The sequence below is a fragment of the Methylobacterium radiodurans genome (genome assembly GCF_003173735.1).
GTDB lineage: Bacteria > Pseudomonadota > Alphaproteobacteria > Rhizobiales > Beijerinckiaceae > Methylobacterium > Methylobacterium radiodurans.
In genome coordinates this window covers 1,694,689-1,718,273 of record NZ_CP029551.1, presented here as the reverse complement: position 1 = coordinate 1,718,273, position 23,585 = coordinate 1,694,689, and the positions used below count along the sequence as shown (strand labels likewise).

Genomic DNA, 23,585 nt, shown 5'->3' with positions numbered 1-23,585 from the left:
GCGGCCCGAGTCCGGCCCCGGTCCGGGGCAGGCGGTGACGCGAGGCGGTCGGGAGGGGCGGCTTCCCGGCACCGCTTCGCGCAGAAGGGTCAGGTGCTTTAGTATGAAGCTTTGAAAAAAGCGAGCGCCGGGCGTAGCTTGGCCGTATCCGACGCGGTCGGGGCAAAAAGCCCGCGGGCCGATGTCGCCCTCGCCCGGCCGGCCGGAAAGCCTATGATCGGAGCAGGATCCCCGAAACGGGCGTGTCCGGCGAGACGGCGAGCGGAGGCACGATGGGCGGGACGGATCAGGGCGGCGGCGAGAAGCGCGGGCCGGCGCGGCCGCTGCCGGCGGCGGAGGCGGGATTCGACGCGGTGGGGCTGGCGCGCGACCTCCTGCGCACCGTCCGCTCGGGCGCGCTCGCCACGCTGGAGCCGGACGGCACGCCCTTCGCCTCGCTGGTGACGATGGCGACCGACGCGGACGGCACGCCCTTGCTGCTGCTGTCGCGCCTCTCGGCCCACACCCGCAACCTGCTCGCCGAGCCGCGCTGCTCGCTGCTCTTCTCGGGCGGCGGCAAGGGCGATCCGTTGGCCCATCCCCGCCTCACGGTGGTGGGCCGGGCGGTGCCCTCGCAGGATCCGCGCGTGCGCGAGCGCTTCCTCGCCCGGCACCCGAAGGCGAAGCTCTACGCGGACTTCCCCGATTTCGGGTTCTTCACCCTCGACCCGACCGCCGGCCACCTCAACGGCGGCTTCGCCAAGGCCGCGACCCTGACGCGGGACGAGCTGCTCCTCGATCTCGGCGGCGCCGAGGGCGTCGTCGCGGGCGAGCGCGGGGCGGTGGAGCACATGAATGCCGACCACGCCGACGCGCTCGCGCTCTACGCCGCCGGGGCCGGCGGGGGCGAGGGGCGCTGGCAGCTCACGGGCCTCGACCCGGAGGGGATGGACCTCGTGGCGGGCGAGCGCGCGGTCCGGGTGACCTATCCGGAGCGGATCTCCGACATGGGAGGCTTGCGCAAGGCGCTCGTGGCGATGGCCGCCCAGGCGCGGGCGCAGGGGGATGCGCAAGAGGGCGCGCAAGGTGGCGCGGGCGCGCAAGAGGGCGCGGGCGCGCTCTGAACGCTTCGGCAGCGGTTTCGTGCCCTGGCAACGACGATGCGGCGCACCATATAGGGCGGATGAGCGACATCCAGACCGACACCTACCCCTTCAGCCTCGACGTCGAACCGGTCGGCGAGTCCGGCAGCCTGTTCCAGTGGAGCATCCGCAAGAACGGCAAGCTCCACCAGCGCTCCGACCGCAAGCACCCGACCGAGGCGAAGGCCCGCGCCCACGGCGAGGCCGAGATCGAGCGCCTGATCCGCGATCGCGGACGCTGAGCGCGGCCTCATCCAGGGCTTGACGTTCCTCGGGCGCGGGCGGCCTCCGGAGCCGCCCGCGCCCGCGCGCGTTCAGGGACCGGGTTTCCGCCCCTGCGTCCGGCGCGACGCTTGGCGCGGCTACGCCCCCCTGCTATCCCGCGCCTCACAGATCGAGATTTCCGTCCCTGACACGGCGCGGAGCGGCCGCCCCCGGGCTGCGCCGCCGCGCGCCGGAGACCTCCGCCGATGACCGCTGCGCCGATCGACAACATCCGCAACTTCTCGATCGTGGCGCATATCGACCACGGCAAATCCACGCTCGCCGACCGGCTGATCCAGGCCACCGGCACCGTGGCGCTCCGCGACATGGGCGAGCAGATGCTCGACTCGATGGACATCGAGCGCGAGCGCGGCATCACCATCAAGGCCAACACCGTCCGGCTGGAGTACAAGGCCGAGGACGGCCGGGACTACGTCCTCAACCTGATGGACACGCCCGGCCACGTCGATTTCGCCTACGAGGTGTCGCGCTCGCTCGCCGCCTGCGAGGGCTCGCTCCTGGTGGTGGACGCCTCCCAGGGCGTCGAGGCGCAGACGCTCGCCAACGTCTACCAGGCGCTCGACGCCAACCACGAGATCGTGCCGGTCCTCAACAAGGTCGACCTGCCGGCCGCTGAGCCCGACCGGGTCAAGGAGCAGATCGAGGAGGTGATCGGGCTGGACGCCTCCGACGCCGTGCCGATCTCGGCCAAGACAGGCCTCAACATCGAGGCGGTGCTGGAGGCGATCGTCAAGCGTCTGCCCCCGCCGAAGGGCGACCGGAGCGCGCCGCTCAAGGCGCTGCTGGTCGATTCCTGGTACGACGTCTATCTCGGCGTCGTGGTGCTGGTGCGCATCGTGGACGGCGTGCTCAAGAAGGGCATGACCATCCGGATGATGGGCGCGGACGCCGTCTACGGCGTCGACCGGATCGGCGTGTTCCGCCCGAAGATGGCCGATATCGGCGAACTCGGCCCCGGCGAGGTCGGCTTCCTCACCGCCTCGATCAAGGAGGTGGCCGACACCCGCGTCGGCGACACGATCACGGAGGACAAGCGCCAGACCACCGAGATGATGCCGGGCTTCAAGGAGGTCCAGGCGGTCGTCTTCTGCGGCCTCTTCCCGGTCGATGCCGCCGAGTTCGAGAACCTGCGCTCGGCCATGGGCAAGCTCCGGCTCAACGACGCCTCGTTCTCCTACGAGATGGAGACCTCGGCCGCGCTTGGCTTCGGCTTCCGCTGCGGCTTCCTGGGCCTGCTCCACCTCGAGATCATCCAGGAGCGTCTGGAGCGCGAGTTCAACCTCGACCTGATCTCGACGGCGCCTTCCGTGGTCTACCGCCTCGCCATGCGCGACGGCGAGATCAGGGAGCTGCACAACCCGGCCGACATGCCCGACCCGATGAAGATCGAGACGGTCGAGGAGCCCTGGATCCGCGCCACCATCCTCACGCCCGACGAGTATCTCGGCGGCGTGCTGAAGCTCTGCCAGGACCGCCGCGGCGTGCAGATCGACCTCAACTACGTGGGCAAGCGCGCCATGGTCGTCTACGACCTGCCGCTGAACGAGGTGGTGTTCGACTTCTACGACCGCCTGAAGTCGATCTCGAAGGGCTACGCCTCGTTCGACTATCACGTCTCCGATTACCGCGAGGGCGACCTCGTGAAGATGTCGATCCTGGTGAACGCCGAACCCGTCGACGCGCTCTCGATGCTGGTCCACCGCACCCGGGCGGAATCCCGCGGCCGGGCGATGTGCGAGAAGCTGAAGGACCTGATCCCCCGCCACCTGTTCCAGATCCCCGTCCAGGCGGCGATCGGCGGCAAGATCATCGCCCGCGAGACCATCCGGGCGCTCTCGAAGGACGTGACCGCCAAGTGCTACGGCGGCGACATCTCGCGCAAGCGCAAGCTCCTCGACAAGCAGAAGGAGGGCAAGAAGCGCATGCGCCAGTTCGGCCGGGTCGAGATCCCGCAGGAGGCTTTCATCGCCGCGCTGAAGATGGACGATTGAGCCCGATCGTCCACGCGGCGCGGATATGCTAGGCCTGGGCTCATGCGCCGGGACGATGTCATTGCGTGGTTGCGCGCCTCCGAGGCTGAGTTGCGCCGATCCGGCGTCCAGCACCTCTGGCTCTTCGGCTCGGTGGCGCGTGACGAGGCGCGGGACGGCAGCGATGTCGACGTGTTCGTCGATCCCGATTGCGAGCGCTTCGGCTTCGTGGAGTTGATCCGCGCGAGGACCGACTCTCGCGCGATCTCGGATCGGCGGTCGATCTGACGACGCGGGATGGCCTGCATCCTCACCTGCGCCCCGCGATCGAGCGCGAGGCGATCCAGGTGCTCTGACGCATTCCTGGGCGACCGAAGTTGCCGCGCTATCCTACCCCGCGGTCCGAGTGAATGATCGCAGAGGACAGGTGGCCCTGCGCGTTGGAAGGCCCGTCAAAGAACCCAAACTGCACCGCGCGCCCTCTCCGGATCAAAGATACGGGACCTGATAGCGAGGTACGCTGCCCACAGGCGATCACCCTGTTCCGCGGGGAAGGATCGACGCGCCTTCCGAACCTCACACCACCCGGATCTGCGTCGCCACCCGCGGCGCCTCTTCCACACCCGTGTCCGCCTCGATGATCCGCATGTCGAGGCGCCCCGCCTCGTCGCGGAACACGTCGTAGAGCACACGGTCCACGACCCGGTTGCCTTCGCCGAAGATCAGCACCCGCGGCTTGTGACTGATCACGTCGTCCACGCTGCCGTAGCTTGCCGAGGCGATGATCACCTCGTCGCCAACCTGGCAGGTGCGCGCCGCCGCCCCGTTCAGCACGCAGCAGCCGGAGCCGGCCGGGCCGTACAGCACGTAGGTGCTGATCCGCGCGCCCGACATCTTGTTCCAGATCTCGACGAATTCGAGCGGGTCGAGTCCCGCCTCGCGGCAGAGGTCGGCGTCGAGGGTGATCGAGCCGTGATAGTTGAGGTCGGCCCCCGTCACCCGGATGCCATGCAGCTTGGCCCGGACGAAACTCTGCATCTGATCCCCCCGGCCGCCCGTGAACCGGGCGTGTTCGCCGCCCTTGTACCGGCTCGCGCGGCAAGGGGCTACCGCCGGCCAAGATATTTAACCTCAGGTATGAAGGGCGCCGAACTCGGCCTTGAAATATAACCTCAAGTGAATTTAGCTGCCTGTACGCACCTGAGGTAGCCGATGCCCATCACCCAAGCCGAACTCGATGCCGTCGTCGCCGAACTCGCCCGCCGGCCCGGTCACGAGAAGGTTCGGGCGCTGCTGCACCGCCTGCTCACCGGGGCGCTCGGCGCCCGCAGCGAGCAGATCGCCTTCGAGCGGGCGCTCCCCGAGGTGCGCGGCCGGGTGGACGCGCTGCTCGGCCGCACGCTCATCGAGATCAAGGCGGACCTGCGCCGCGAGGCGGCGGCGGCCGAGGCGCAGCTCGCCCGCTACCTGCCGGAGCGCGAGGCGGCGACCGGGCAGCGCTATGTTGGCCTCGCGACCGACGGGGCGTGTTTCGTGGCCTATGAGATGCGGGCGGGCGCCCTCGTGCCGCTCGGCGCCTGCGATGCGCGCCCCGCCGAGGCGCGCGACCTCACCGCTTGGCTCGAAGGCGTGATCGCGGTGCGCGATTGGCTGCCGGCCGACGCGGTGGGCATCACGAACGAGCTCGGCCGCCGCAGCGTCGCCTTCGCCCGCACCCACGCCCTGCTGCGGACCGCCTGGGCGGCGGTGGCGGCCGATCCCGAGGCGTCGCTCAAGCGCCAGCTCTGGGAGCGGCATCTCGGCTTCGTCTACGGCAAGGCGGTGGGCGGCGACGACCTCTGGCTGCAGCACACCTATCTGGTGATCCTCGCCAAGGCGATCGCGGCCGGGGCCATGCGCATCCACGGGCGCTCGCCGGAGGATCTCCTCGACGGGCGCGCCTTCCGGGATGCCGGAGTGCATGGCGCCGTCGAGGAGGATTTCTTCGGCTGGATCCTGGGCGCGCCGGAGGGCCCCGGGATCGTCGCGAGCCTCGCCGGCCACGCCGCCCGGTTCGACCTCGGCAGCGTCGACGTCGATCTCCTGAAGGTGCTCTACGAATCGCTGATCGACCCGGAGCAGCGCCACGACCTCGGCGAGTACTACACGCCCGACTGGCTCGCCCGGAAGGTGGTGCGCCGCGCCCTCGACGCCCCGGCGACGCAGAGCTGCCTCGACCCGGCCTGCGGCTCGGGCAGCTTCCTGTTCCACGCGGTGCGGCTGAAGCGGGCGGCTCTCGCCGAGGCCGGCGTGCCGGCAGGCGCGGTGGCGGCCGCCTGCTGTGCCGCGATCACCGGCTTCGACGTGCATCCGGTCGCGGTGATCTTCGCCCGCGTCACCTACCTGCTGGCGCTCGGCGAATCCCTGCTCGCGCGCGAGGACGCCATCTCGCTGCCGGTCTATCTCGGCGACGCGCTGCAGTGGAACGTCCGGCGCGACGCGGTGGAGCAGGATCTCGTCATCGCGGTGCCGCCGACGGGCGCGCGGCGGAGCGGCGGCTCGGTTCTGCGCTTCCCGCTAGCGCTCTGCGCCGACCCCGCCCTGTTCGACGCGGTCGTGGCCGCCCTCCACGACGCCAGCGAGGCGGGGCGCGAGGCCGACGCCTTCCTGGGCAGCCTCGCGGGACTCGGGGTGCCGGCCGAGCACCGCGACACGCTGCGGGCGACCTACCTCACCTACGACCGCCTGCGGCGGGCCGGCCGCGACCATGTCTGGGGCTTCATCGCGCGCAACCTCAGCCGGCCGGTCGCTCTCTCGGACGGGGCGCGGGTCGACGTGGTGCTGGGCAACCCGCCCTGGCTCTCCTACCGCTTCATGTCGCGGGACATGCAGGAGCGCTTCCGCGAGACGGCGCGGCGCCTCGGCGTCTGGGTCGGGCCGGACGAGGCGCGCCTCGTCACGCAGACCGACCTCTCGGGCCTGTTCCTCGTGCGCTGCGCCGAGCTCTACGCCAAGCCGGCTGACCGGCGGCGCCGGGGCGGGCGGCTCGCCATGGTGCTGCCGTTGGCTGCCCTCAGCCGCGGCCAGTACCGCGCCTTCCGCACTGGTGACTGGGAGGGCGTGCGCGCCGCCTTCACGGAGGCCTGGATGCTCGACAACCAGGCCGTGGCCCCGCTCTTCCGGGTGCCGACCTGCGTGCTCTTCGCCGAGGTGTCCGAGCGGGCACGGCCGACGCCCGCGCGGGTCACGGCCTTCGCGGGCCGCCTCCCCTTCAAGGACGCGCCCGAGGAACTGGCGGACCGCCACGTCGTCTCGGCCCTGGCGGAGGCGCCACGCGCGGTCGGCTTCGCGGCGGCCTCGCCCTACCGGGACCGGTTCCGCCAGGGCGCGACCCTGGTGCCGCGGATGCTCTGCCTCGTGGAGCGCCGCGATGGGGGCCGCCTCGGCGCCAGCCGGGCCGCGCCGGCCGTGCGCAGCCGGCGCTCGAACCTCGAGGATCCCCGCTACCGCGCCCTCGACGCCCTGGAGGGCGCGGTGGAGGGCCGCTTCCTGCGGCCGGTCCATCTCGGCGAGACGATCGCGCCGTTCCGCGCCCTGCGGCCCTTCGAGGGGATCGTCCCGGTGGACGCGGCCGGCCAGGTGCTCGACGCAAACCAGGCCGGCAATCGCGGCTTCGGCCGCCTCGCCGACTGGATGGAGCGGGCGGAAGGCATCTGGCAGCGTACGAGCGCCGGCCGGATGACGCTGGGCCAGCGCTGGAACTTCCACAACGGCCTGACCAGCCAGTTCCCGATTCGGGCCTTGCGCGTCGTGTTCTCGAAGGCGGGCCGGCAGCCGGCGGCATGCCTCCTGCGCGACGGACAGGCGATCATCGATCACAAGCTCTACTGGGCGGAGGTCGAGACGGAGGCGGAGGGCCTCTACCTGCTCGCGCTCCTCAACAGCGAGACGGTCCGCGCCCGCATCGCACCGCTCCAGGCCCGCGGGGAGCAGGGCGAGCGCGACTTCGACAAGCTGATGTTCACCCTGCCGATCCCACATTTCGACGCGCGCAGCGGGCTCCACGCGGATCTGGCCGCCGCCGCGGCCGAGGCCGAGCGGGTAGCCGGCGCGGTCCCGGTCGAGCCGGGCACGCCGTTCCAGCGCGCGCGCCGGGCGATCCGCGAGGCGCTGCGAGGCGACGGGATCTCCGCCCGCATCGATGCGCTGACAGCGGATCTGCTCGGACCGGACCCGTTCGCCGCCGCGGTCGCGCCGGCCGCGCCGGAACTGGAGGACGCTTGAGACCCGCTCACCAATCCCGGTAGCGGCGCGGCTGCGGCGCCCGCTGGACCCGGTCGTAGACGCCGTGGCCGGTGCGCGCCCTGTACGCGGCGCCCGCGTAGTCGCCGGGCGTCGGCGGCGTGCCCGGCTGCGAGAAGCTGGTCTCGGGCCGGTAGGCCGGGCCCCAGCCGATGGCGTCCTCGCCCGCCGGGTCGCGGCCGGGCAGGCCGGTGGCGAAGCCGACGCCCTGCGCGTCGGCGGCAGCGGGGAGGAGGACGGCGAGCGCGGCCGAGGCCGCGAGGAGGCGGAGGAACGGCGGACGTGCGGAAAGTCGCATCGGTGCTGGATGTCCTGCTGCGGGCCGGCTGCCGGCCCCGATAAGGGGAAACCGGCAGCCCAACCGCGCAGTTTCGCCTCAGCGCCCGGCGGGCTGCGCCTGACCCGCGGCCTCGTTGTCCTGGCGCGCCTGTTTGTTGGCGCGGTGGCGACCGACCGCGCAGCCGGCGGCGGCCCCCAGGAGGCCGTGATGGCCGGCATAATGGCCGGCGACGCCGCCGACCACGGCGCCCTTGATGCAGCCCTTGGCCTCGGCGGCCCCGGTCCAGGCAAGGGCCGTGAGCGCGAGGGCGCCGACGAGGATGCGCGTCATCGTGGTGTTCTCCTGTCTGTCGTGGCACGAAGAACGGCCTGCCGTAATCCGGCGTTCCGGGCTCGCGCAGGTGTGAAGCGCCCGCGCAGGGCCGCGCGCAGGCGTCCGTCCCGAGCCATGCCCGCTGCGCGGCGGAGAGCGCTGGCGCTGGGGCCCGGCGGGCGCCATCTAGGCGGCGCATGGACACGCCCCTCTTCGACACAGCCCTTGCCCGCAGACGCCTCGCCCGGGCGCGCGCGAACGGCCGCGGAGGCGGCTACGCCGACTTCCTGCTCGCCCGCGCGGCGGAGGATCTCGACGACCGGCTAGGCACGGTCCTGCGGAGCTTCTCCAGCGCGCTCGATCTCGGCACGCCGACCCCGGCCGCGGCGCGGATCCTCGCCCGGCGCCTCGGCGGCGGCCGGATCCTGCGTCTCGCGCCGCTGCCGGAAGCATCCGAGCCCGGCATCGCGGGCGCCGTCGCCGACCCGGAGGCGCTGCCCGTGGCGGTGGGCAGCCTCGATCTCGCGGTCTCGCTGCTCGCCCTTCAGGGCGTGAACGACCTGCCGGGTGCCCTGGTGCAACTGCGGCGGGCCCTGAGGCCGGACGGGCTGTTCCTCGGCTGCCTGCTCGGCGGCGCGAGCCTGACCGAGTTGCGCCAGAGCTTCGGCGCGGCCGAGAGCGAGATGGAGGGGGGCATCAGCCCGCGCGTCGCCCCGTTCGCGGCGGTGCGCGAGGTCGGCGGCCTGCTGCAGCGGGCGGGCTTCGCCCTGCCGGTGGTCGACAGCGAGACGCTGACCGTGCGCTACGCCGATCCGTTCGGCCTGATGCGGGACCTGCGGGCGATGGGGCTGACCAACGCGCTCAGCGAGCGCCGCCGCACGCCCCTGCGCCGCGCCACCCTGCTCCGGGCAGCCGAGATCTACGCGGCCCGCTTCGCCGACCCGGACGGCCGGGTGCGCGCCACCTTCGAGCTGCTCTGGCTCTCCGGCTGGGCCCCGCACGAGAGCCAGCAGAAGCCCCTGCGGCCGGGCAGCGCCCAGGCGCGGCTCGCCGACGCGCTCGGCACGCGGGAGATCACCCCCGAGACCATCCCAGATCCAGACGACAGGAGCCCGCGATGAAGCTGCCCGGTCCCGACCATCCGATCGCGATCCTGCCGCATCCGGGCCGTATCCGGGTGGTGCTGAACGGCGCGGTCGTGGCCGAGACGCGCGCGGCGCTGAGCCTGCAGGAGGGCGGATACCTGCCGGTCCTCTACATCCCGCGGGCCGACGCGCGGCTGGAACACTTCACGCCGTCGTCGCGGCGCAGCCACTGCCCCTACAAGGGCGATGCGCGCTACTACGACCTGCAGGTCGGGGAGGCGCAGCGCGGCGACGCGGTCTGGAGCTACGAGGACCCATTCCCGGCCGTGGCGGCGATCCGCGGACACCTCGCCTTCTACCCGGACCGGGTCGACGCGATCGAGCAGGACTGAGTGCCGAGCCGGCGGCTCAGCCGCCCTCGACCAGATCCCAGAACCCGTACTTGCGCCCGTGCCGCCGCTTCAGGCCCTCCCGGTACTCCGATGGGTCCGGCTTCAGGCCGCCGAGATCGGCGCGCTCGGCGATCAGGTCCAGTTCCAGCAGGTAGGCGGCGCCGTGGGTGTAGGCTTGGCTGCGCCCACGGGCCAGGATGTCGTCGAGGAGCGCCCGGTAGAGTATCGTCGCGGCGAGCGGGTGGGCTTGCGCCAACGCCTCCGCGGCCGGCGCCAGGATGGTGTAGCGCTCGCCCGCCCAGATCTCGGGCCGCCCGGTCACCAGCCGGGCCGCCCGGTCGAGGTCCGGCCATCGCACCAGGAAGCCCAGCGCTCGGTGCGGATCGGGAAAGGCCTCGACCACCGCGAAGGCGCGCCGCAGGGCCTCGTCGTCCTCGAAATCCGGCAACTTGGCGAGATAGGCCCGCAGCATATCGGCGTCGAGCCGCTGCGCGAAGCCCCGCCAGCGCAGATCCTGCGCCTCCGCGCCCCGCCCGAGGGCGTCGAGCGCCTGGATCTCCAGAACCGCGCGCTCGCGCTCCATCGCCGTCTCGTCGAGGCCGGCGATCAGGTCGGCGCGGGTGAGCGGCTGGGGCGTCTTCCGGCGCAGCCAGTCGAGCGCCTCCGCCGGACGATCCGCCCCGAGCAGGCGCGTGGCGATGTCGACCCGGTCGGGCGAGCCCGGCACCGCCTCCACCTCAAGGGCGATGAAGGCGTCAATGTCGCCGCGGCGCTCGGCGATGTCCTGGCGCAGGCGCAGGAGCAGGCGCCGCTGCAGCCGGCGCAGCGTCTCCGTCTCGCGCCGGCCCGCCCGCGCCCCCGTCTCCGCCGCCAGCCCGGTCACCTCGGCGTCGAGCGGCGCCAGCGCCGCCGGGTCGAGCCGCCCGATCAATCCGCGCAGGAGCACGGTGAGGGCGCCGGTCGGGTCGGCGAGCACGCGCGGCAGCAGCGCGCTCGCGAAGCGGGCGGCCGTCGCGGGTGGCAGTCCTGCGCCGATCTCGACCGCCGCTTCGGCGGCACGGTCGTAGACGCCCTGCACGGTGCCAGTCCCGTCATCGACGCGCGCGAACACGTCATCCGCGCCGCCGAGAAAGCGCAGGAGCCGCTCCAGGGCGGCCTCCGCGTCGAGCGGGCGCAACTCGTTCAGGATCACCGAGACGGTGGTGTCGAGGTCGAGGGCGAAGGCGCGGCGCTTCTGCCAGTCGATGTAGCCCCGCGCGCCCTCGAGGGCGGCGAGCCGCCGGTCGACGATCCTGGCCACGGCGTCCGGACCCTGGCGGGCCGCGAGCGCGGCGCTCACCAGCTTGCGGAAGGCCGGGTTGCGCCGGGTCTCGTCGAGGACGAGGCCGATCAGCCGCTCATGGTCGAGGGCGGCCAGGGTCTCGACGGAGGGGGTGGTGCGCCGCGCGCCCTTGGGAAGGCTCCTCGGAGCAGCCTTTGGAGCGGCCTTGGAGGACGCCTCTGCCGAGGACTCGGCCACCGGATCGCCCACCGCCGGAGCGGCCTCGGCCTCGGCCTCGGCGGCCCGAGCCTTTCGACGCGCCATCGTCCTCCGAAGCCTCCCCGGACCGCCGTCAGTCCTCGACCTTCGTCACCGGGCGGTCGTTGCCCTGCGCGGTCTCGTCGTGCCAGGCGCCCGCCCCGTCCTGGTAGCGGATGCCCTCGGTCGAGCCCGGCACCTGCTGCTCGGCCGCCGCGGCCTGAGCCGCCTGCAGGGCCTCCTCCCGGCTCGGAAAGGTCTCGGAGAACACGTCGCCGACCTTGTAGGCGAAGCCGCCGTCGTGCTCGACAATGTGGTAGGTCACCTCGGTCATGGATGCTCCTCGACGCGTGTCACTGTTGAGCGCGAACACGGGAGATCCGGGGGCGGTTCCTCAGTGCCGGGTCGGCACGCGCTCCGCGAAGCGCATGGCCGCGGCCTCGCAGCCGGCGACGAGCGAGCCGCGGACATCGTCGGCGGCGTAGCCGACACCGTCCGGGAAGGCGAGGCTGCGCACGGCGTCGTCCGCGATGCGCCGGATATGGGCGACCCAGCCCCCGTCCACGCGCTCGAAGCGGGCTTCGTAGGCCTCGCCGTCCTGCTCGAACCGGTGCGGTTCCATGCGCCTCACCCTACTGGCGTCACGATTCAGGCCTCAGGAGGCGCGCATGCGCATCCTCCTCTCCGCCACGTTCCTGGCCGGCGCCATCTGCGCCCTCTGCCTGCCCGCACCGATTGCGCGGGCGCAGGGCGTGCCGCCGAACCCCTTCGCGTCGAACTATCCCTCCGCTCCGCCCCCGCCCCACCTCGCCGAGCGGCGCGAGCGCAGGGTGGTGCGCGGGGCGCGGCGCCAGCGTGTAGAACCAGCGGCGGAGCCGGGCCTGCTGCCGCCCGGCCGGATCCCGGACTGAGCGCGCCTCAGGCGTCGCCGACGACGCCGGCCGCGTCCTGGGCCTGGAGCACGTCGGGCCGCGGCATCGAGATGATGTTGTAGCCCGAATCCACGAAGTGGACCTCGCCGGTCACGCCACCCGAGAGGTCGGAAAGCAGGTAGAGGGCCGAGCCGCCGACATCGTCCAGGCTCACCGTGCGCCGCAGCGGCGCGTGCGCCTTCTGGTGGTTGAACATCAGGCGCGCGTCCGCGATGCCGGCGCCGGCCAGCGTGCGCATCGGGCCGGCCGAGAGCGCGTTGACCCGGATGCCGTCCGGACCGAGGTCGGAGGCGAGGTAGCGCACCGAGGCCTCCAGCGCGGCCTTGGCCACGCCCATCACGTTGTAGTTCGGCATGACCCGGGTCGAGCCGCCGTAGGTGAGCGTGAGGAGGGAGCCACCGTTCCGCATGCGCCGCGCCGCCCGCTGGGCGATCTCCGTGAAGGAGAAGCACGAGATCGTCATGGTGCGCACGAAGTTGTCGCGCGTGGTCACGTCGACGTAGCGGCCCTTGAGCTGCGCCTTGTCGGAGAAGCCGACCGCGTGGACGACGAAGTCGAGGCCGCCGTCGAAGGCCGCGTCCAGCCGCTCGAAGGCGGCGTCCACGGAGGCGAGGTCCTCCACGTCGCAGGGGATCACCACGTCGGAATCGAGCTTGGCGGCGAGCGGTCCGACCCGGCGGCCGAGCGCCTCGCCCTGGTAGGTGAAGGCGAGGCGGGCGCCGTGCTGGTGCAGCATCCGGGCGATGCCCCAGGCGATCGAGTGATCGTTGGCAACGCCCATGATCAGGCCGCGCTTGCCCGCCATCAATGCCGTCATGCGATCCGCTCGTCCCTGGTACCGTCAGGCCCCCGGAAGGGGCGTCGAATTGGGGGCGAGCCATAGCGCGCCGGTCGTCGCGCTGTCCAATGCGGCAGGACTATCCGTAAGGGCGCCTGGGGATGGAAGGCCGGCGCCGCGGCGCACTCAGAAATAGCCGCGGGTCTCCTCGCGGGCGGCCTCGATCAGGCGCTGGCGGACGAAGACCATGCCGGCGCCGGCACAGACGGGCCCGGCCAGGATGGCGATGAGGAAGGGGACCACGCGCTGTCTCCGCCGGAAGTGCGGAGACAGCGTTTACGAAACGGAAACGTTCCGGGCCAGCAGGATTCCGCCAGTGGCCGAAAGGTCGCGGCCCGGATCAGGCCCTCAGGCGTCGACGTGCTTGAGCACCAGCGTCGCGTTGGTGCCGCCGAAGCCGAAGGAGTTCGACAGGACGTGGCCGAGCTGGGCGTTGTCCCGGCGCTCGCGCAGGATCGGCATGTCGGCGAAGGCCGGGTCGAGCTCGTCGATATGGGCGCTCTCGCAGATGAAGCCGTTGTTCATCATCAGGAGCGCGTAGATCGCCTCCTGCACGCCGGTGGCGCCCAGCGAGTGGCCGGTGAGCGACTTCGTCGCCGCGATCGGCGGGCAGTCCTCTCCGCGGCCGAAGACCTCGCGGATCGCCTCGATCTCCTTGTCGTCGCCGACCGGCGTCGAGGTGGCGTGCGGGTTGATATAGTCGATCTTCGCGCCCTTCAGGCCGGCGATCGCCTGCTTCATGCAGCGCACCGCGCCCTCGCCGGAGGGGGCCACCATGTCGTGCCCGTCCGAGGTCGCGCCGTAGCCCGCGACCTCTCCGTAGATGCGGGCACCGCGCGCCTTGGCGTGCTCGTACTCCTCCAGCACCAGAACGCCCGCGCCGCCCGCGATCACGAAGCCGTCGCGGCCCGCATCGTAGGCGCGCGACGACCGGGACGGAGTGTCGTTATACTTCGAGGACATGGCACCCATGGCGTCGAACAGGACCGAGAGGGTCCAGTCCAGCTCCTCGCAGCCGCCCGCGAAGATCACGTCCTGCCGGCCCGCCTGGATGATCTCGGCGGCGTTGCCGATGCAGTGGTTCGAGGTCGCGCAGGCGGACGAGATCGAGTAGTTCACGCCGCGGATCTTGAACCACGTCGCGAGCGTGGCGGAGGCCGTCGAGCACATCGCCTTCGGCACCGCGAAGGGCCCAACGCGCTTCGGCCCCTTCTCGGTGGCGATGGCGGCCGATTCCACGATGGCGCGGGTCGAAGGGCCGCCCGAGCCCATGATGATGCCGGTGCGGTCGTTCGAGACGTCGCCGGCATCGAGACCCGCGTCCCGGATCGCCTGCTCCATCGCGACGTGGTTCCAGGCGGTGCCGCCGCCGTGGAAGCGCATGGCGCGCCGGTCGACCACGCCCTCCGGGTCGAGGCTCGGCGCACCCGAGACCTGGCAGCGGAAGCCGTGGGCGGCCTGCGATTCGTCGCGCGCGATGCCCGAGCGCGCCTCGCGCAGGGAGCCGAGGACTTCCTGCGTGTTGTTGCCGATGGACGAGACGATGCCCATCCCGGAGATGACGACACGGCGCATGTAGAACACTGTCTCCGCGGCGGCCCGTGAGCCACGGGCCACGCTCATTCTCGGTCAGCTAGGACGAAGCCCGCCTGATCGCAACTGCCGGGGCAACGGCCAGAGGTCACCGACCGCTCCCGCCGGCCACCCCCGGGTGCGAAAAAATCAGCTCTGGAACAGCGCGACGCGCAGGTCCTGGGCCTCGTAGATGCGCTTGCCGTCGGCCTCCAGCCAGCCGTCGGCGATGCCGAGCACCAGCTTGCCCTGGCGCACGCGCTTGAGATCGACGCCGTAGACCACCTGCTTGACGGTGGGCAGCACCTGATCGGTGAACTTCACCTCGCCGACGCCGAGCGCCCGGCCGCGGCCCGGCGCGCCGAGCCACCCGAGATGGAAGCCCACGAGCTGCCAGAGCGCATCGAGCCCGAGGCAACCCGGCATCACCGGGTCGCCCTTGAAATGGCAGGGAAAGAACCAGAGGTCGGGGCGGATGTCGAACTCGGCCCGGACCAGCCCCTTGCCGTAGGCGCCGCCCTCGCTGCTGATCTCCGTGATGCGGTCGAACATCAGCATCGGCGGCAGCGGCAGCTGGGCGTTGCCCGCCCCAAACAGCTCGCCGCGACCGCAGGCCAGGAGATCCTCGTAGGTGTAGCTCGACGCGCGGGCTCTCGCCTCGGATGCGGTCTGGTGCGCGTTGGTGTCGGAGGACATGGGGGCGTTTAGGTTCCCTGATCGAACGTGGTCGCTCGGCCGCGGCGGCCGGCTCGGAGCGCCGCCGGAGGCTCTCGCTGGCCCGGCGGGCGGGCCCGGCATTCGGCGCCTCGTTAACACGGGCTCGGGCGCCTTCAAAATTTCGCCCGCCGCCTCACCCGCGAGCGCTGACGGCCGATCGGGTTGCGGCTGCGGTCGCGGTTCCGTATAATCCATGCTCAAATTTACAGGTATTCCAGAGAGCGTCCCGTCCGCCGATGTCCGAGCTGTCGTCCCTGCAGGCCGTCCTGAACGGCCGGACCGCCCCGCTCTCCGCGGAGATGTCCGCCGCCGGCCGCCGCGGCTGCCCGCTCTCGGACCTGCGCGACCGCCTGCGCCGCGCGGGCCTGCGGCCCACGCGCCAGCGCCTCTCGCTCGGCTGGCTGCTCTTCGGCCGCGGCGACCGCCATCTCACGGCCGAGATGCTCTACGACGAGGCCATGCGGGCGAAGGTCCCGGTCTCCCTGGCCACCGTCTACAACACGCTGCACCAGTTCACCGAGGCCGGCCTGCTGCGCCAGCTCGCGCTGGACGGGTCGAAGGCCTATTTCGACACCAACCCGACCGAGCACCACCACTTCTACCTCGAGGACGAGGCCAAGGTGATGGACATGCCCGATTGCGGCATCACCGTCGATTCGCTGCCTGAGGCGCCCGAGGGCATGGAGATCGCGGGCGTGGAGGTCATCGTCCGCCTGCGCCGCCGCGCTGGGGCGCGCCGTCAGGGCTGAGCGGCCGGAACATACGGATCTGGTGAGAGGCCCGGGTTGATCCCCGGGCCTTTCGCGTTCCGGGCGCCTACTCCACCCGCTCGTTCGGGTAGACGCCCCAGAGGCGGTTCTGCCGGATGTAGCCGTCCACGTCGCCGCGCTTGCCCGGCAGGGCAACGACGAGGCGGCACCATGTGCCCGTGCAGCTCTTCACGCTGCCGATCACGCCGGCCTCCAGCCGCGCCTCGTCGCGGGCGTCGTCGGCGGCGCTCGCCCGCAGCGGCACCGCATTGCGGTCGTTCTTCGGGGCCGTGACGAGGGCGGTGCGGCGGCCCGACAGCAGCGAGTGCAGCACCCAGCCCTCGGTGCCCTCCGAGTCGCGGATCCGGCGCCAAGTCTCGAACTCACCGATGATCTCCACCGGCAGGCCCGCCCGCTGGAACACCCACAGGGTGCGATGGTCCTTGGAGGGCCCCTCGCGCAGGTTGACCCGGTCCGTCTTCAGGCTGGCGTAGCGCGGCAGCGGCAGCTTGGTGACCGGACCGAGCGCGGTCTCGGGCGTGGAGGCCGCGGGCGCCGCCAGGGCCGGCGCGGCGGAGGCCAGCCCGGCGAGCAGCAGGACGGCGCCCGTCAGGAGCGTTCGGGCCATGCGCATCGTGCGGTCTCCCATCCTCATGGCTGTGCGTCTTGATGGCTGTGCGTCTTGCCTGTGCGTCGCGACCGGCCGTCCCGATTGTGTTCCGCCCTCGCTCTGGTAAGGAGGCCAAAGGCCCGAAACCCGCCCGTCTGGGCCCCGCACGACGCCCGATCGTACTGGCGGAGTTCGGTTAACGGACGCTTGCGCCCGCCGGAACCCGGCGGGTCCGCACCGCGTCGAGGGACGGACAAGAGGCCGGACCATGCGCCCTGGCGCGAGGGAGGACAGATGACGTCGAAGCGCAAGCCGCTCGTGGTGGTGACGCGCCGCCTGCCGGACGCCGTCGAGACGCGCATGCGCGAGCTCTTCGACGTGCGCCTCAACGCGGACGACAAACCCATGGGCGCCGAGCAGCTGGCCGCGGCGCTCCGCGATGCCGATGTCCTGGTCCCGACCGTGACCGACGAGATCGATTCGGGGCTCCTTGCGCAGGCCGGACCGAACCTTCGCCTCATCGCCAATTTCGGCAACGGCGTGGACCACATCGACGTCGGAGTGGCGCTGGAGCGCGGCATCACCGTGACGAACACGCCCGGTGTGCTGACCGAAGACACCGCCGACATGACCATGGCGCTGATCCTCGCGGTCGCGCGCCGGGTGGCCGAGGGCGCGCGCATCATCCCGGACGACGAGTGGAACACAGGCTGGTCGCCGACCTGGATGCTCGGCCGCCGCATCACCGGCAAGCGCCTCGGCATCGTCGGCATGGGGCGGATCGGCCAGGCGCTCGCCCGCCGCGCCCGCGCCTTCGGCCTGCAGATCCACTACCACAACCGCCGCCGGGTCCCGGCCGCAACCGAGAGCGCACTCGACGCGACCTACTGGGAATCCCTCGACCAGATGCTGGCGCGGGTCGACATCGTCTCGGTCAACTGCCCGCACACCCCGGCCACCTACCACCTGCTCTCGGCCCGCCGCCTCAAGCTCCTGAAGCGCGAGGCGATCGTGGTGAACACCGCCCGCGGCGAGGTGATCGACGAGAACGCGCTCGCCCGCCTGATCGAGGGCGGCGACGTCTCGGCGGCCGGCCTCGACGTGTTCGAGCAGGAGCCGGCGGTGAGCCCGCGCCTCGTCAAGCTCGCCCGCACCGGCAAGGTGGTGCTGCTGCCGCATATGGGCTCGGCCACCCACGAGAGCCGCATGGACATGGGCGAGAAGGTCATCATCAACATCAAGACCTTCATGGACGGGCATCGTCCGCCGGACCGAGTGCTGCCGAGCATGCTCTGAGGGCGCAGGGCGCGCTCACGTCGCCCCGTTGCTCACCCGCGCCGCCACTGCCTCGGCGGCGCGGGTGCCCTCCTCGTAGGCGCCGCCCGCGGTGCCCCATTGCAGGCGCGAGAGCGCCTCGCCCGCGAACCAGATCCGGTCGCCGACCGGCGCGTGCAGGGCCTGGCGTGCCCCCGCATGGCCCGGCGGCACCACCGCCCAGGACCCGCGCGACCAGGGATCGTGCCGCCACGCGCTGATTGCCGGGATCGAGAGGTCACGGATGGCGGCGATCCCGAAATGCTCGGCCATCACCGCGCGGACATGGCGGCGCGCCCGGTCGGCATCGCCGCCGGCCGCGTCGATCGCCGCCGCCTCGTGGATGTCGAGTTCGTAGAAGTGAAACGGCGTGCCGTCGATCCGGGCGAGAAGGCCCGAGGGGACGCGGCGCCCGCCCGCCATGGCCACGAGCCGGTCGGCGCCCCGGAAGGGGCTCGACGGCCAGTGCAGCACCGCATGCTCGTAGAGGCCTCGGCTGAACCCGTCGATCGCGGCGCGCACCGGCACCGGCAGGGTCGGGGTGAAGGCGAGGGATTCCCACAGCACCATCATGGGCACCGTCACCACGACGGCGCGGGCCCGCAACGGCCCCTGCGGCGTCTCGACCGCGACGCCCGCACCCGACCAGTCGATGGCGGTGACCGGCCGCCCGAGGGCGATCGGCAGCCCCTGCGCCAGCCGGGCCAGATAGGCGCCGTAGCCGCCGGCGAGGAAGAAGTTGTCGCCGTACTCCATGCTCGGGAAGTCGTGCAGCGAGACCTCCGTGAGCGGCCTCCCGGAGACCAGCCCGTGCACCTGCGCGACGCGCGCCCCCAGGGGCCGAGCGCGGGCGGCAGGGCGCTCGCGGCCGGGCGGTCGGGCCCCGGCCCGGCGGCCCCCCGCGTCATGGCCCGGTCGGCCCGGTCGAAGGCGCGGGCGGAAGCCTGCCGCTCGGCCGGGCGGCCGGGCCGGCCGGAGACCCAGGCGTGGCCGTCCTGCGGGGCCCGGCGGAGCGGCTCGCCCCGGGCGTGGCCGAGCCGCACCAGCGGGTTGATCGGGCCGGCATGGAGCCAGTGCGCGCCGAGATCGACGGCGTGGCCACGTAAGGTCGTGGTGAAGGTGCGCCCGCCGACCCGGTCGCGCGCCTCCAGCACCGCGACGCGGATGCCGCGCTCGATCAGGGTGCGGGCCGCCGCGATGCCGGCCGCGCCCGCGCCGATCACGATCACCGCCGGGTTGTCGGGCAGCGGCGCGAGGTGGGGGACGAGGCTCGGGCGGTGATGGGCGTGGGCCGGCGTGCCGGCGGGACCGGTGGGACTCATGGGCGGGACTGCCTGTCGGCTCGGGGTCGAGGGCTGATCTGGGGCCGACGCCCCGCGGGTGAAGCCTTGCGGCGCGCGATCACGCGCCCCACACCTGCCGGGCGCCGAGGATGCGGCGCGGACGATTCGAAACCGGCATGCTGATCCAGTCCGCCTTCGCGGCGTTCCGCCAGACCCTCTCGCCGCCCCTGCGGGCGATCCTGTGGAAGTCGCTCGGGCTCACGCTCGGCCTCCTCGTGCTGGTCTGGTTCGGGCTGACGCGGCTGATCCAGTGGTTCCAGGCGAGCCACCACATCTCCGAGCAGTACCCGCTCCTCGACACGCTGGCCTATTTCCTGGCCGGGTTCGGCCTGTTCGTGGCGCTGGCCTACGTGATGCCCGCGGTCTCGATCCTGGTGGCGGGCTTCTTCCTCGACGACGCGGCCGAGATCGTGGAGCGCACCGACTTCCCCGGGGATTCGCCGGGCCGCGCCCTCCCCTTCGGCACCGCGATGCTTTACGCGGCGCGCTTCGCGGGGCTGACGCTCCTCGTCAACATCGGCGCGCTGATCATCTTCTTCGTGCCTGTGGTCGGCATCGCGGCCTTCTTCGCGGCCAACGCCTACCTGCTCTCGCGGGAGTATTTCGAGATGGCGGCAGCGCGCTTCCGGCCCCTGCCGGAGGCCGCCGCGATGCGGCGCGACCACGCCGCCACCACGCTGGCGGCCGGCTGCCTGCTCGCGGGGATGATGGTGGTGCCCGTCCTCAACCTCGTGACGCCGCTCTTCGGCATCGCCCTGATGGTGCACGTGCACAAGCGCCTCGCCCGGCGCCTGCCCGCCCCGGCGGAGCCGGGGCGGCTGCGTCAGGGTCCGCTGCCCTAGCGGCGCGAGCCCCAGCGGGTGCCCATGCGGCCGGGCGGGCCGCCGGGATCGGCGGCGAGTGCCGGACCGGAGGCGCGCTGCGGGCGGTGCTGCGAGCCGGGGTCGAGCGGCTCGGCGGTGAGCAGGTCGGGGACCTCGGCGAGCGCCTCCGAGCCGCGGCCGGTCGCGAACTGACCGGCCTTGCGGAAGGTCCAGAGATAGCCCGGCACCACAGCCTCGGCCGCGGTCGGCTGGATGCCCAGCGCCTCGATGGTGCGCCCCTCCGCCTTCGCCGCCTCCGAGACCACGTTGTCGTGCTGGAGCTGGGCCACCTGATCGCGGGTGAGCTTCAGGTCGGCGGGCAGGAGGCCGAGGGTCAGGGTGTCGGCGATCTCGAGCGCGCTCGCCTGGAGCCGGGCGAGCGGCAGCGGCAGGTCCACGACCAAGCGCTTGCGCTGCGTGACCTCCAGCATGTAGCGCACGAGGTGCTCCAGCGTCGCGACCTCGGGCCCGCCGAGCTCGTACACCTTGCCGCCCGGCACGCCGCCGTCCACCGCCCGGGCGATCGCCTCGGCGACGTCGCCCACGAAGACGGGCTGGAAGCGGCTCCCGGCGCCCGCGAGCGGCAGGACCGGCAGGGCCCGGGCGAGGCTGGCGAAGCGGTTGAAGAAGCTGTCGCCGGGGCCGAAGATCAGCGAGGGGCGGAACACCACCGCGTCGGGCACCGCCCGGAAGACGGCAGCCTCCCCTTCAGCCTTGGTGCGGGCATAGGCCGAATCCCCGTTCGGGTCGGCGCCGATCGCCGAGACGTGGATCATCGCGGCGCCCTGGGCGGCGGCGGCCCGGGCGATCAGGCCCGGCCCCTCCGCCTGGAGCCGGCGGAAGCTCTGGTTGCCGCTCTCCTGCAGGATGCCGACGAGGTTGATCACCACGTCCGAGCCCGCCACCGCGCGGGCGACCGAGTCCGGGTAGCGCAAATTCGCCTGCACGGCGACGATCTGGCCGACCTTGCCGAGCGGCTGCAGGAACAGGGCGAGGTCGGGCCGGCGAACCGCCACCCGGATGCGGTAGCCGCGCTTGGCCAGCGCCCGCACCACGTGCCGCCCGACGAAGCCCGAGCCGCCGAAGATCGTCACCAGCTGGGAGGCCGGCCGGACCAGGCCTCGATGATCCGTGGGGCTGCTGGGCGGGTTGGTTGGGCCTGTCATCGCCGGGCGATCTCGCATTCACGTCGCTGGGCCCGCGCGCGGCGCAGGCCCGTCGGAGCCGCTACTTATCTCAATTCTCGGCAGAGGGGAGCCGGGTCCGACGCGCAATCGTGACAGGAAATCACCGACGACGGGGCACCGCCGCGGGCAGATCTCCTAATGGCCCCGCGCCTTGCGGGTCTCGGCCGCCTTCTTCGCCGAGGCCGAGCGCTCGGCCGCACTGCGCTGCGCCGAGGCTTCGCCGCCCGCCTGCCCGCCCTTGTGGGCTGCCGGGTGGCCGGTGTTGCGGCCGCGCCCGGATCCGCCGGGCTTCTTGCCGCCCCCGTCGTCCTTGTTGACGGTCGCCCAGGCGCGGGCCTCGGCCTGCTTCTCCGGCACGCCGCGCCCCTCGTAGGATTCGGCGATGTGCTCCGCCTTGCGGATCTGCTTGTCGGTGTATTTCGACTTGTCGCCCTGGGGCATGCTCGGACTCCCGCTCACCGCCCCGCCCCTCAGCCGACGCCGGTCGGACCATCGAGGATCGCGCGCACCCGCCGGATCAGGTCGGTGCGCCGATAGGGCTTGTTCAGGAGATCGAACTCCGAGCCGCCGATATCGGTTCGCTCCAGGCTCGCCTCCGCGTAGCCCGTGGTGAGCAGGACCTTCAACCGCGGCTGGCGGCGGCGCGCCTCGCGGGCCAGCACCACGCCGTTCATGCCCCCCGGCATGATCAGGTCCGAGAACAGGAGGTCGATGCGCTCGCCGCCCTCCAGGATCTCCAGCGCCTCACGGCCGTTGGCCGCCATCAGGGTGGTGTAGCCGAAATCGCGCAGGATGGTGCGGGCCAGCTCCGCCACGTCCTCGCGGTCGTCCACGATCAGGATGGTCTCCGTGCCCTGGCGGTCGACCGCCCGGGGGGCGGCCCGTTGCGCCTCGCGCGCCTCGCCGTCGGTGGCGGGGAAGTACAGCCGCACGGTAGTGCCGCGCCCGAGCGCCGACTCGATCTGCGCCGCCCCGCCCGACTGCTTGGCGAAGCCGTAGACCATCGAGAGGCCGAGCCCCGTGCCCTTGCCCTCCTCCTTCGTGGTGAAGAACGGGTCCATCACCCGCGCGAGCACGTTCGGGGCGATGCCGGAGCCCGTGTCGGTGATCGCCACGCCGACGTAGCGCCCCGGCCTCAGGCCCCCGAACTCGGCCTCGTCGCCCGGCTCGATCGCCCGGTTCTCGGTGGCGACGCGCACCGTGCCGCCCGCCGGCATCGCGTCGCGGGCGTTGATCAGGATGTTCAGGAGGGCCACCTCCGCCTGGGTCGGATCGACCCGGCAGTTCCAGAGATCGGGAGCCAGCGCCAGCTCGATCCGCACCGCCTCGCCGAGCGAGCGGGCGACCATCTCGTCCATGCCCTCGATCAGGGTGTTCAGGTTGACCGCGCGTCCCTCCAGCCGCTGCTTCCGGGCGAATGCCAGGAGCTGCTGGGTCAGCGTGGTGGCCCGCTCGGCCGCCGTCCGGATGTTCTCGGTCGCGCGCGTCAGGCGGCCCGGATCGGCGTCGGGCCTGCCCAGCCCGGAAGCCAGGATGTCGACGTAGCCGACGATGACCTGCAGCAGATTGTTGAAGTCGTGCGCGATGCCGCCGGTGAGCTGGCCGAGCGCCTCCATCTTCTGGGCCTGCCCCAGCGCGTCCTCGGCGTCGCGGCGGCGCGAGACGTCGAGCTGCGAGCCGAAATAGTACACCAGCTCGCCGGCGGCGTTGTAGACCGGGCTGACGAACAGCGCGTTCCAGAAGGTCGAGCCGTTCTTGCGGTAGTTCAGGATCTCGGTGGCGAACTCGCGCCGCTCGGCGATGGCCTGGCGCACCTCGGCGACCGTCTCGCGGTCGGTCTCGGGGCCCTGGAGGAAGCGGCAGTTCCGGCCGATCAGCTCCTCGGGCGTGTAGCCCGTCATCGCCAGGAAGGCGCGGTTGGCGAAGATGATCGGGTTGTCGGGCTGCCGCGGATCGCTGACGATCATCGGCATCCGCGTGGTCTCGACCGCCGCGAAGAAGATGTCGCCGTGGGGATCCTGCACGTCGCCCGGGCGGCCTTCGCCGACGCGGGCTCCCGGACCGGCCGGTGGCGTCTCCGGTGTCTCGGACATCCTGGGGGTGCTCTCTGGGAGACAAGGCCGCACGTCCGCCCCGCTCGAGACAATCTTCGTATGGATCCGATCGTTCTGTCGACCCGACCTGCATACAATCTGGGTTAGCCCGGCCGCCACGG

At 72.3% G+C, this 23,585-nt stretch carries 24 protein-coding genes and 1 pseudogene; 11 read left to right on the top strand and 14 right to left on the bottom strand.

What is annotated here, in order from left to right; genetic code table 11:
- The first annotated feature begins 272 nt into the window (after window positions 1-272).
- The 4 genes from DK427_RS07785 (at window position 273) to DK427_RS07770 (ending at window position 3,664) form a co-directional block, all read left to right on the top strand.
- Window positions 273-1,103 (top strand): HugZ family pyridoxamine 5'-phosphate oxidase, encoded by an 831-nt coding sequence (locus DK427_RS07785; RefSeq protein ID WP_109954058.1) that lies wholly within the window; start codon window positions 273-275, stop codon window positions 1,101-1,103.
- Between the two features lie 59 nt (window positions 1,104-1,162).
- Window positions 1,163-1,363: a hypothetical protein gene (locus DK427_RS07780; protein WP_066923227.1), complete on the top strand. Its 201-nt coding sequence runs from the start codon at window positions 1,163-1,165 to the stop codon at window positions 1,361-1,363.
- Between the two features lie 228 nt (window positions 1,364-1,591).
- The gene (lepA, locus tag DK427_RS07775; RefSeq protein ID WP_109950769.1) at window positions 1,592-3,397 is read left to right on the top strand and encodes a translation elongation factor 4; all 1,806 of its coding nucleotides are present in this window, start codon (window positions 1,592-1,594) and stop codon (window positions 3,395-3,397) included.
- A gap of 69 nt (window positions 3,398-3,466) precedes the next feature.
- Entirely contained in the window at window positions 3,467-3,664 is a 198-nt protein-coding gene (locus DK427_RS07770) for a nucleotidyltransferase family protein (protein WP_245930835.1), read from the top strand.
- Between the two features lie 288 nt (window positions 3,665-3,952).
- Here DK427_RS07770 and panD read toward each other — a convergent pair whose 3' ends face one another.
- Entirely contained in the window at window positions 3,953-4,414 is a 462-nt protein-coding gene (gene panD / locus DK427_RS07765) for an aspartate 1-decarboxylase (RefSeq protein WP_109950767.1), read from the bottom strand.
- A gap of 174 nt (window positions 4,415-4,588) precedes the next feature.
- On the opposite strand from panD, the gene DK427_RS07760 reads away from it, so the two are divergent.
- The gene (locus tag DK427_RS07760) at window positions 4,589-7,639 is read left to right on the top strand and encodes an N-6 DNA methylase (RefSeq protein ID WP_109950766.1); all 3,051 of its coding nucleotides are present in this window, start codon (window positions 4,589-4,591) and stop codon (window positions 7,637-7,639) included.
- 7 nt (window positions 7,640-7,646) lie between these two features.
- Here the strand turns inward: DK427_RS07760 and DK427_RS07755 are convergent, their stop codons facing one another.
- Both DK427_RS07755 and DK427_RS07750 read right to left on the bottom strand, forming a co-directional pair.
- On the bottom strand, window positions 7,647-7,955 hold the full coding sequence (locus tag DK427_RS07755; RefSeq protein WP_109950765.1) for a hypothetical protein: 309 nt from the start codon (window positions 7,953-7,955) through the stop codon (window positions 7,647-7,649).
- Between the two features lie 78 nt (window positions 7,956-8,033).
- Complete coding sequence (locus DK427_RS07750) at window positions 8,034-8,267, bottom strand: hypothetical protein (RefSeq protein ID WP_109950764.1); 234 nt, start codon at window positions 8,265-8,267, stop codon at window positions 8,034-8,036.
- A gap of 179 nt (window positions 8,268-8,446) precedes the next feature.
- Here DK427_RS07750 and DK427_RS07745 point away from each other — a divergent pair, with 179 nt between their 5' ends.
- A complete protein-coding gene (locus DK427_RS07745) occupies window positions 8,447-9,370 on the top strand; it encodes a methyltransferase domain-containing protein (protein ID WP_109950763.1) in 924 nt (307 codons plus the stop codon).
- On the top strand, window positions 9,367-9,726 hold the full coding sequence (locus DK427_RS07740) for a DUF427 domain-containing protein (protein ID WP_109950762.1): 360 nt from the start codon (window positions 9,367-9,369) through the stop codon (window positions 9,724-9,726). The genes DK427_RS07745 and DK427_RS07740 overlap by 4 nt, the downstream gene beginning before the upstream one ends.
- Window positions 9,727-9,742: 16 nt before the next feature.
- On the opposite strand, the gene DK427_RS07735 is transcribed toward DK427_RS07740, so the two are convergent.
- Genes DK427_RS07735 through DK427_RS07725 form a run of 3 tightly spaced genes read right to left on the bottom strand, consistent with a single transcriptional unit; the run spans window position 9,743 to window position 11,867 of the window.
- The gene (locus DK427_RS07735; protein ID WP_245930834.1) at window positions 9,743-11,311 is read right to left on the bottom strand and encodes a DUF6880 family protein; all 1,569 of its coding nucleotides are present in this window, start codon (window positions 11,309-11,311) and stop codon (window positions 9,743-9,745) included.
- A 28-nt stretch (window positions 11,312-11,339) separates the two neighbouring features.
- On the bottom strand, window positions 11,340-11,579 hold the full coding sequence (locus DK427_RS07730) for a DUF2188 domain-containing protein (protein ID WP_109950761.1): 240 nt from the start codon (window positions 11,577-11,579) through the stop codon (window positions 11,340-11,342).
- A 60-nt stretch (window positions 11,580-11,639) separates the two neighbouring features.
- Window positions 11,640-11,867 (bottom strand): hypothetical protein, encoded by a 228-nt coding sequence (locus DK427_RS07725; RefSeq protein ID WP_109950760.1) that lies wholly within the window; start codon window positions 11,865-11,867, stop codon window positions 11,640-11,642.
- Window positions 11,868-11,913: 46 nt separating this feature from the next.
- Here DK427_RS07725 and DK427_RS07720 point away from each other — a divergent pair, with 46 nt between their 5' ends.
- On the top strand, window positions 11,914-12,156 hold the full coding sequence (locus tag DK427_RS07720) for a hypothetical protein (protein WP_109950759.1): 243 nt from the start codon (window positions 11,914-11,916) through the stop codon (window positions 12,154-12,156).
- A gap of 7 nt (window positions 12,157-12,163) precedes the next feature.
- Here the strand turns inward: DK427_RS07720 and fabI are convergent, their stop codons facing one another.
- The 3 genes from fabI to fabA all read right to left on the bottom strand — a co-directional run bounded on the left by fabI (window position 12,164) and on the right by fabA (window position 15,283).
- Window positions 12,164-12,994, bottom strand: a complete 831-nt coding sequence (gene fabI, locus DK427_RS07715) for an enoyl-ACP reductase FabI (protein WP_109950758.1) — start codon at window positions 12,992-12,994, stop codon at window positions 12,164-12,166.
- A 369-nt stretch (window positions 12,995-13,363) separates the two neighbouring features.
- The gene (gene fabB, locus DK427_RS07710; protein WP_109954056.1) at window positions 13,364-14,590 is read right to left on the bottom strand and encodes a beta-ketoacyl-ACP synthase I; all 1,227 of its coding nucleotides are present in this window, start codon (window positions 14,588-14,590) and stop codon (window positions 13,364-13,366) included.
- Between the two features lie 147 nt (window positions 14,591-14,737).
- Window positions 14,738-15,283 carry a 3-hydroxyacyl-[acyl-carrier-protein] dehydratase FabA gene (gene fabA, locus DK427_RS07705; protein ID WP_109950757.1) on the bottom strand — a complete coding sequence of 182 codons (546 nt, stop codon included), beginning with the start codon at window positions 15,281-15,283 and terminating at the stop codon, window positions 14,738-14,740.
- A gap of 257 nt (window positions 15,284-15,540) precedes the next feature.
- Here fabA and irr point away from each other — a divergent pair, with 257 nt between their 5' ends.
- Window positions 15,541-16,053 carry a Fur family transcriptional regulator Irr gene (irr, locus tag DK427_RS07700; RefSeq protein ID WP_109950756.1) on the top strand — a complete coding sequence of 171 codons (513 nt, stop codon included), beginning with the start codon at window positions 15,541-15,543 and terminating at the stop codon, window positions 16,051-16,053.
- 67 nt (window positions 16,054-16,120) lie between these two features.
- On the opposite strand, the gene DK427_RS07695 is transcribed toward irr, so the two are convergent.
- On the bottom strand, window positions 16,121-16,687 hold the full coding sequence (locus DK427_RS07695; RefSeq protein ID WP_109950755.1) for an SH3 domain-containing protein: 567 nt from the start codon (window positions 16,685-16,687) through the stop codon (window positions 16,121-16,123).
- Window positions 16,688-16,957: 270 nt separating this feature from the next.
- Here DK427_RS07695 and DK427_RS07690 point away from each other — a divergent pair, with 270 nt between their 5' ends.
- Entirely contained in the window at window positions 16,958-17,959 is a 1,002-nt protein-coding gene (locus tag DK427_RS07690) for a 2-hydroxyacid dehydrogenase (RefSeq protein ID WP_109950754.1), read from the top strand.
- A 15-nt stretch (window positions 17,960-17,974) separates the two neighbouring features.
- Here the strand turns inward: DK427_RS07690 and DK427_RS07685 are convergent.
- Window positions 17,975-19,299 (bottom strand): annotated as a pseudogene (locus DK427_RS07685) (flavin monoamine oxidase family protein).
- Between the two features lie 137 nt (window positions 19,300-19,436).
- Between DK427_RS07685 and DK427_RS07680 the strand changes: the two are divergent.
- Complete coding sequence (locus tag DK427_RS07680) at window positions 19,437-20,162, top strand: sulfate transporter family protein (RefSeq protein WP_109950753.1); 726 nt, start codon at window positions 19,437-19,439, stop codon at window positions 20,160-20,162.
- Here the strand turns inward: DK427_RS07680 and DK427_RS07675 are convergent.
- The 3 genes from DK427_RS07675 to DK427_RS07665 form a co-directional block, all read right to left on the bottom strand.
- Window positions 20,159-21,349 (bottom strand): complex I NDUFA9 subunit family protein, encoded by a 1,191-nt coding sequence (locus tag DK427_RS07675; RefSeq protein WP_109950752.1) that lies wholly within the window; start codon window positions 21,347-21,349, stop codon window positions 20,159-20,161. The genes DK427_RS07680 and DK427_RS07675 overlap by 4 nt on opposite strands.
- A 156-nt stretch (window positions 21,350-21,505) precedes the next feature.
- Complete coding sequence (locus DK427_RS07670) at window positions 21,506-21,811, bottom strand: plasmid stabilization protein (RefSeq protein WP_109950751.1); 306 nt, start codon at window positions 21,809-21,811, stop codon at window positions 21,506-21,508.
- Between the two features lie 29 nt (window positions 21,812-21,840).
- Window positions 21,841-23,463 (bottom strand): hybrid sensor histidine kinase/response regulator, encoded by a 1,623-nt coding sequence (locus DK427_RS07665; protein ID WP_109950750.1) that lies wholly within the window; start codon window positions 23,461-23,463, stop codon window positions 21,841-21,843.
- Window positions 23,464-23,585 lie beyond the last annotated feature (122 nt).

What these genes read in the sequence shown, in the direction of transcription:
- DK427_RS07785 (WP_109954058.1), top strand. Translation starts at nt 273, where the DNA reads ATGGGCGGGACGGATCAGGGCGGCGGCGAGAAGCGCGGGCCGGCGCGG.
- DK427_RS07780 (WP_066923227.1), top strand. Translation starts at nt 1,163, where the DNA reads ATGAGCGACATCCAGACCGACACCTACCCCTTCAGCCTCGACGTCGAA.
- lepA (WP_109950769.1), top strand. Translation starts at nt 1,592, where the DNA reads ATGACCGCTGCGCCGATCGACAACATCCGCAACTTCTCGATCGTGGCG.
- panD (WP_109950767.1), bottom strand. Translation starts at nt 4,414, where the DNA reads ATGCAGAGTTTCGTCCGGGCCAAGCTGCATGGCATCCGGGTGACGGGG.
- DK427_RS07760 (WP_109950766.1), top strand. Translation starts at nt 4,589, where the DNA reads ATGCCCATCACCCAAGCCGAACTCGATGCCGTCGTCGCCGAACTCGCC.
- DK427_RS07755 (WP_109950765.1), bottom strand. Translation starts at nt 7,955, where the DNA reads ATGCGACTTTCCGCACGTCCGCCGTTCCTCCGCCTCCTCGCGGCCTCG.
- DK427_RS07750 (WP_109950764.1), bottom strand. Translation starts at nt 8,267, where the DNA reads ATGACGCGCATCCTCGTCGGCGCCCTCGCGCTCACGGCCCTTGCCTGG.
- DK427_RS07745 (WP_109950763.1), top strand. Translation starts at nt 8,447, where the DNA reads ATGGACACGCCCCTCTTCGACACAGCCCTTGCCCGCAGACGCCTCGCC.
- DK427_RS07740 (WP_109950762.1), top strand. Translation starts at nt 9,367, where the DNA reads ATGAAGCTGCCCGGTCCCGACCATCCGATCGCGATCCTGCCGCATCCG.
- DK427_RS07735 (WP_245930834.1), bottom strand. Translation starts at nt 11,311, where the DNA reads ATGGCGCGTCGAAAGGCTCGGGCCGCCGAGGCCGAGGCCGAGGCCGCT.
- DK427_RS07730 (WP_109950761.1), bottom strand. Translation starts at nt 11,579, where the DNA reads ATGACCGAGGTGACCTACCACATTGTCGAGCACGACGGCGGCTTCGCC.
- DK427_RS07725 (WP_109950760.1), bottom strand. Translation starts at nt 11,867, where the DNA reads ATGGAACCGCACCGGTTCGAGCAGGACGGCGAGGCCTACGAAGCCCGC.
- DK427_RS07720 (WP_109950759.1), top strand. Translation starts at nt 11,914, where the DNA reads ATGCGCATCCTCCTCTCCGCCACGTTCCTGGCCGGCGCCATCTGCGCC.
- fabI (WP_109950758.1), bottom strand. Translation starts at nt 12,994, where the DNA reads ATGACGGCATTGATGGCGGGCAAGCGCGGCCTGATCATGGGCGTTGCC.
- fabB (WP_109954056.1), bottom strand. Translation starts at nt 14,590, where the DNA reads ATGCGCCGTGTCGTCATCTCCGGGATGGGCATCGTCTCGTCCATCGGC.
- fabA (WP_109950757.1), bottom strand. Translation starts at nt 15,283, where the DNA reads ATGTCCTCCGACACCAACGCGCACCAGACCGCATCCGAGGCGAGAGCC.
- irr (WP_109950756.1), top strand. Translation starts at nt 15,541, where the DNA reads ATGTCCGAGCTGTCGTCCCTGCAGGCCGTCCTGAACGGCCGGACCGCC.
- DK427_RS07695 (WP_109950755.1), bottom strand. Translation starts at nt 16,687, where the DNA reads ATGCGCATGGCCCGAACGCTCCTGACGGGCGCCGTCCTGCTGCTCGCC.
- DK427_RS07690 (WP_109950754.1), top strand. Translation starts at nt 16,958, where the DNA reads ATGACGTCGAAGCGCAAGCCGCTCGTGGTGGTGACGCGCCGCCTGCCG.
- DK427_RS07680 (WP_109950753.1), top strand. Translation starts at nt 19,437, where the DNA reads ATGCTGATCCAGTCCGCCTTCGCGGCGTTCCGCCAGACCCTCTCGCCG.
- DK427_RS07675 (WP_109950752.1), bottom strand. Translation starts at nt 21,349, where the DNA reads ATGACAGGCCCAACCAACCCGCCCAGCAGCCCCACGGATCATCGAGGC.
- DK427_RS07670 (WP_109950751.1), bottom strand. Translation starts at nt 21,811, where the DNA reads ATGCCCCAGGGCGACAAGTCGAAATACACCGACAAGCAGATCCGCAAG.
- DK427_RS07665 (WP_109950750.1), bottom strand. Translation starts at nt 23,463, where the DNA reads ATGTCCGAGACACCGGAGACGCCACCGGCCGGTCCGGGAGCCCGCGTC.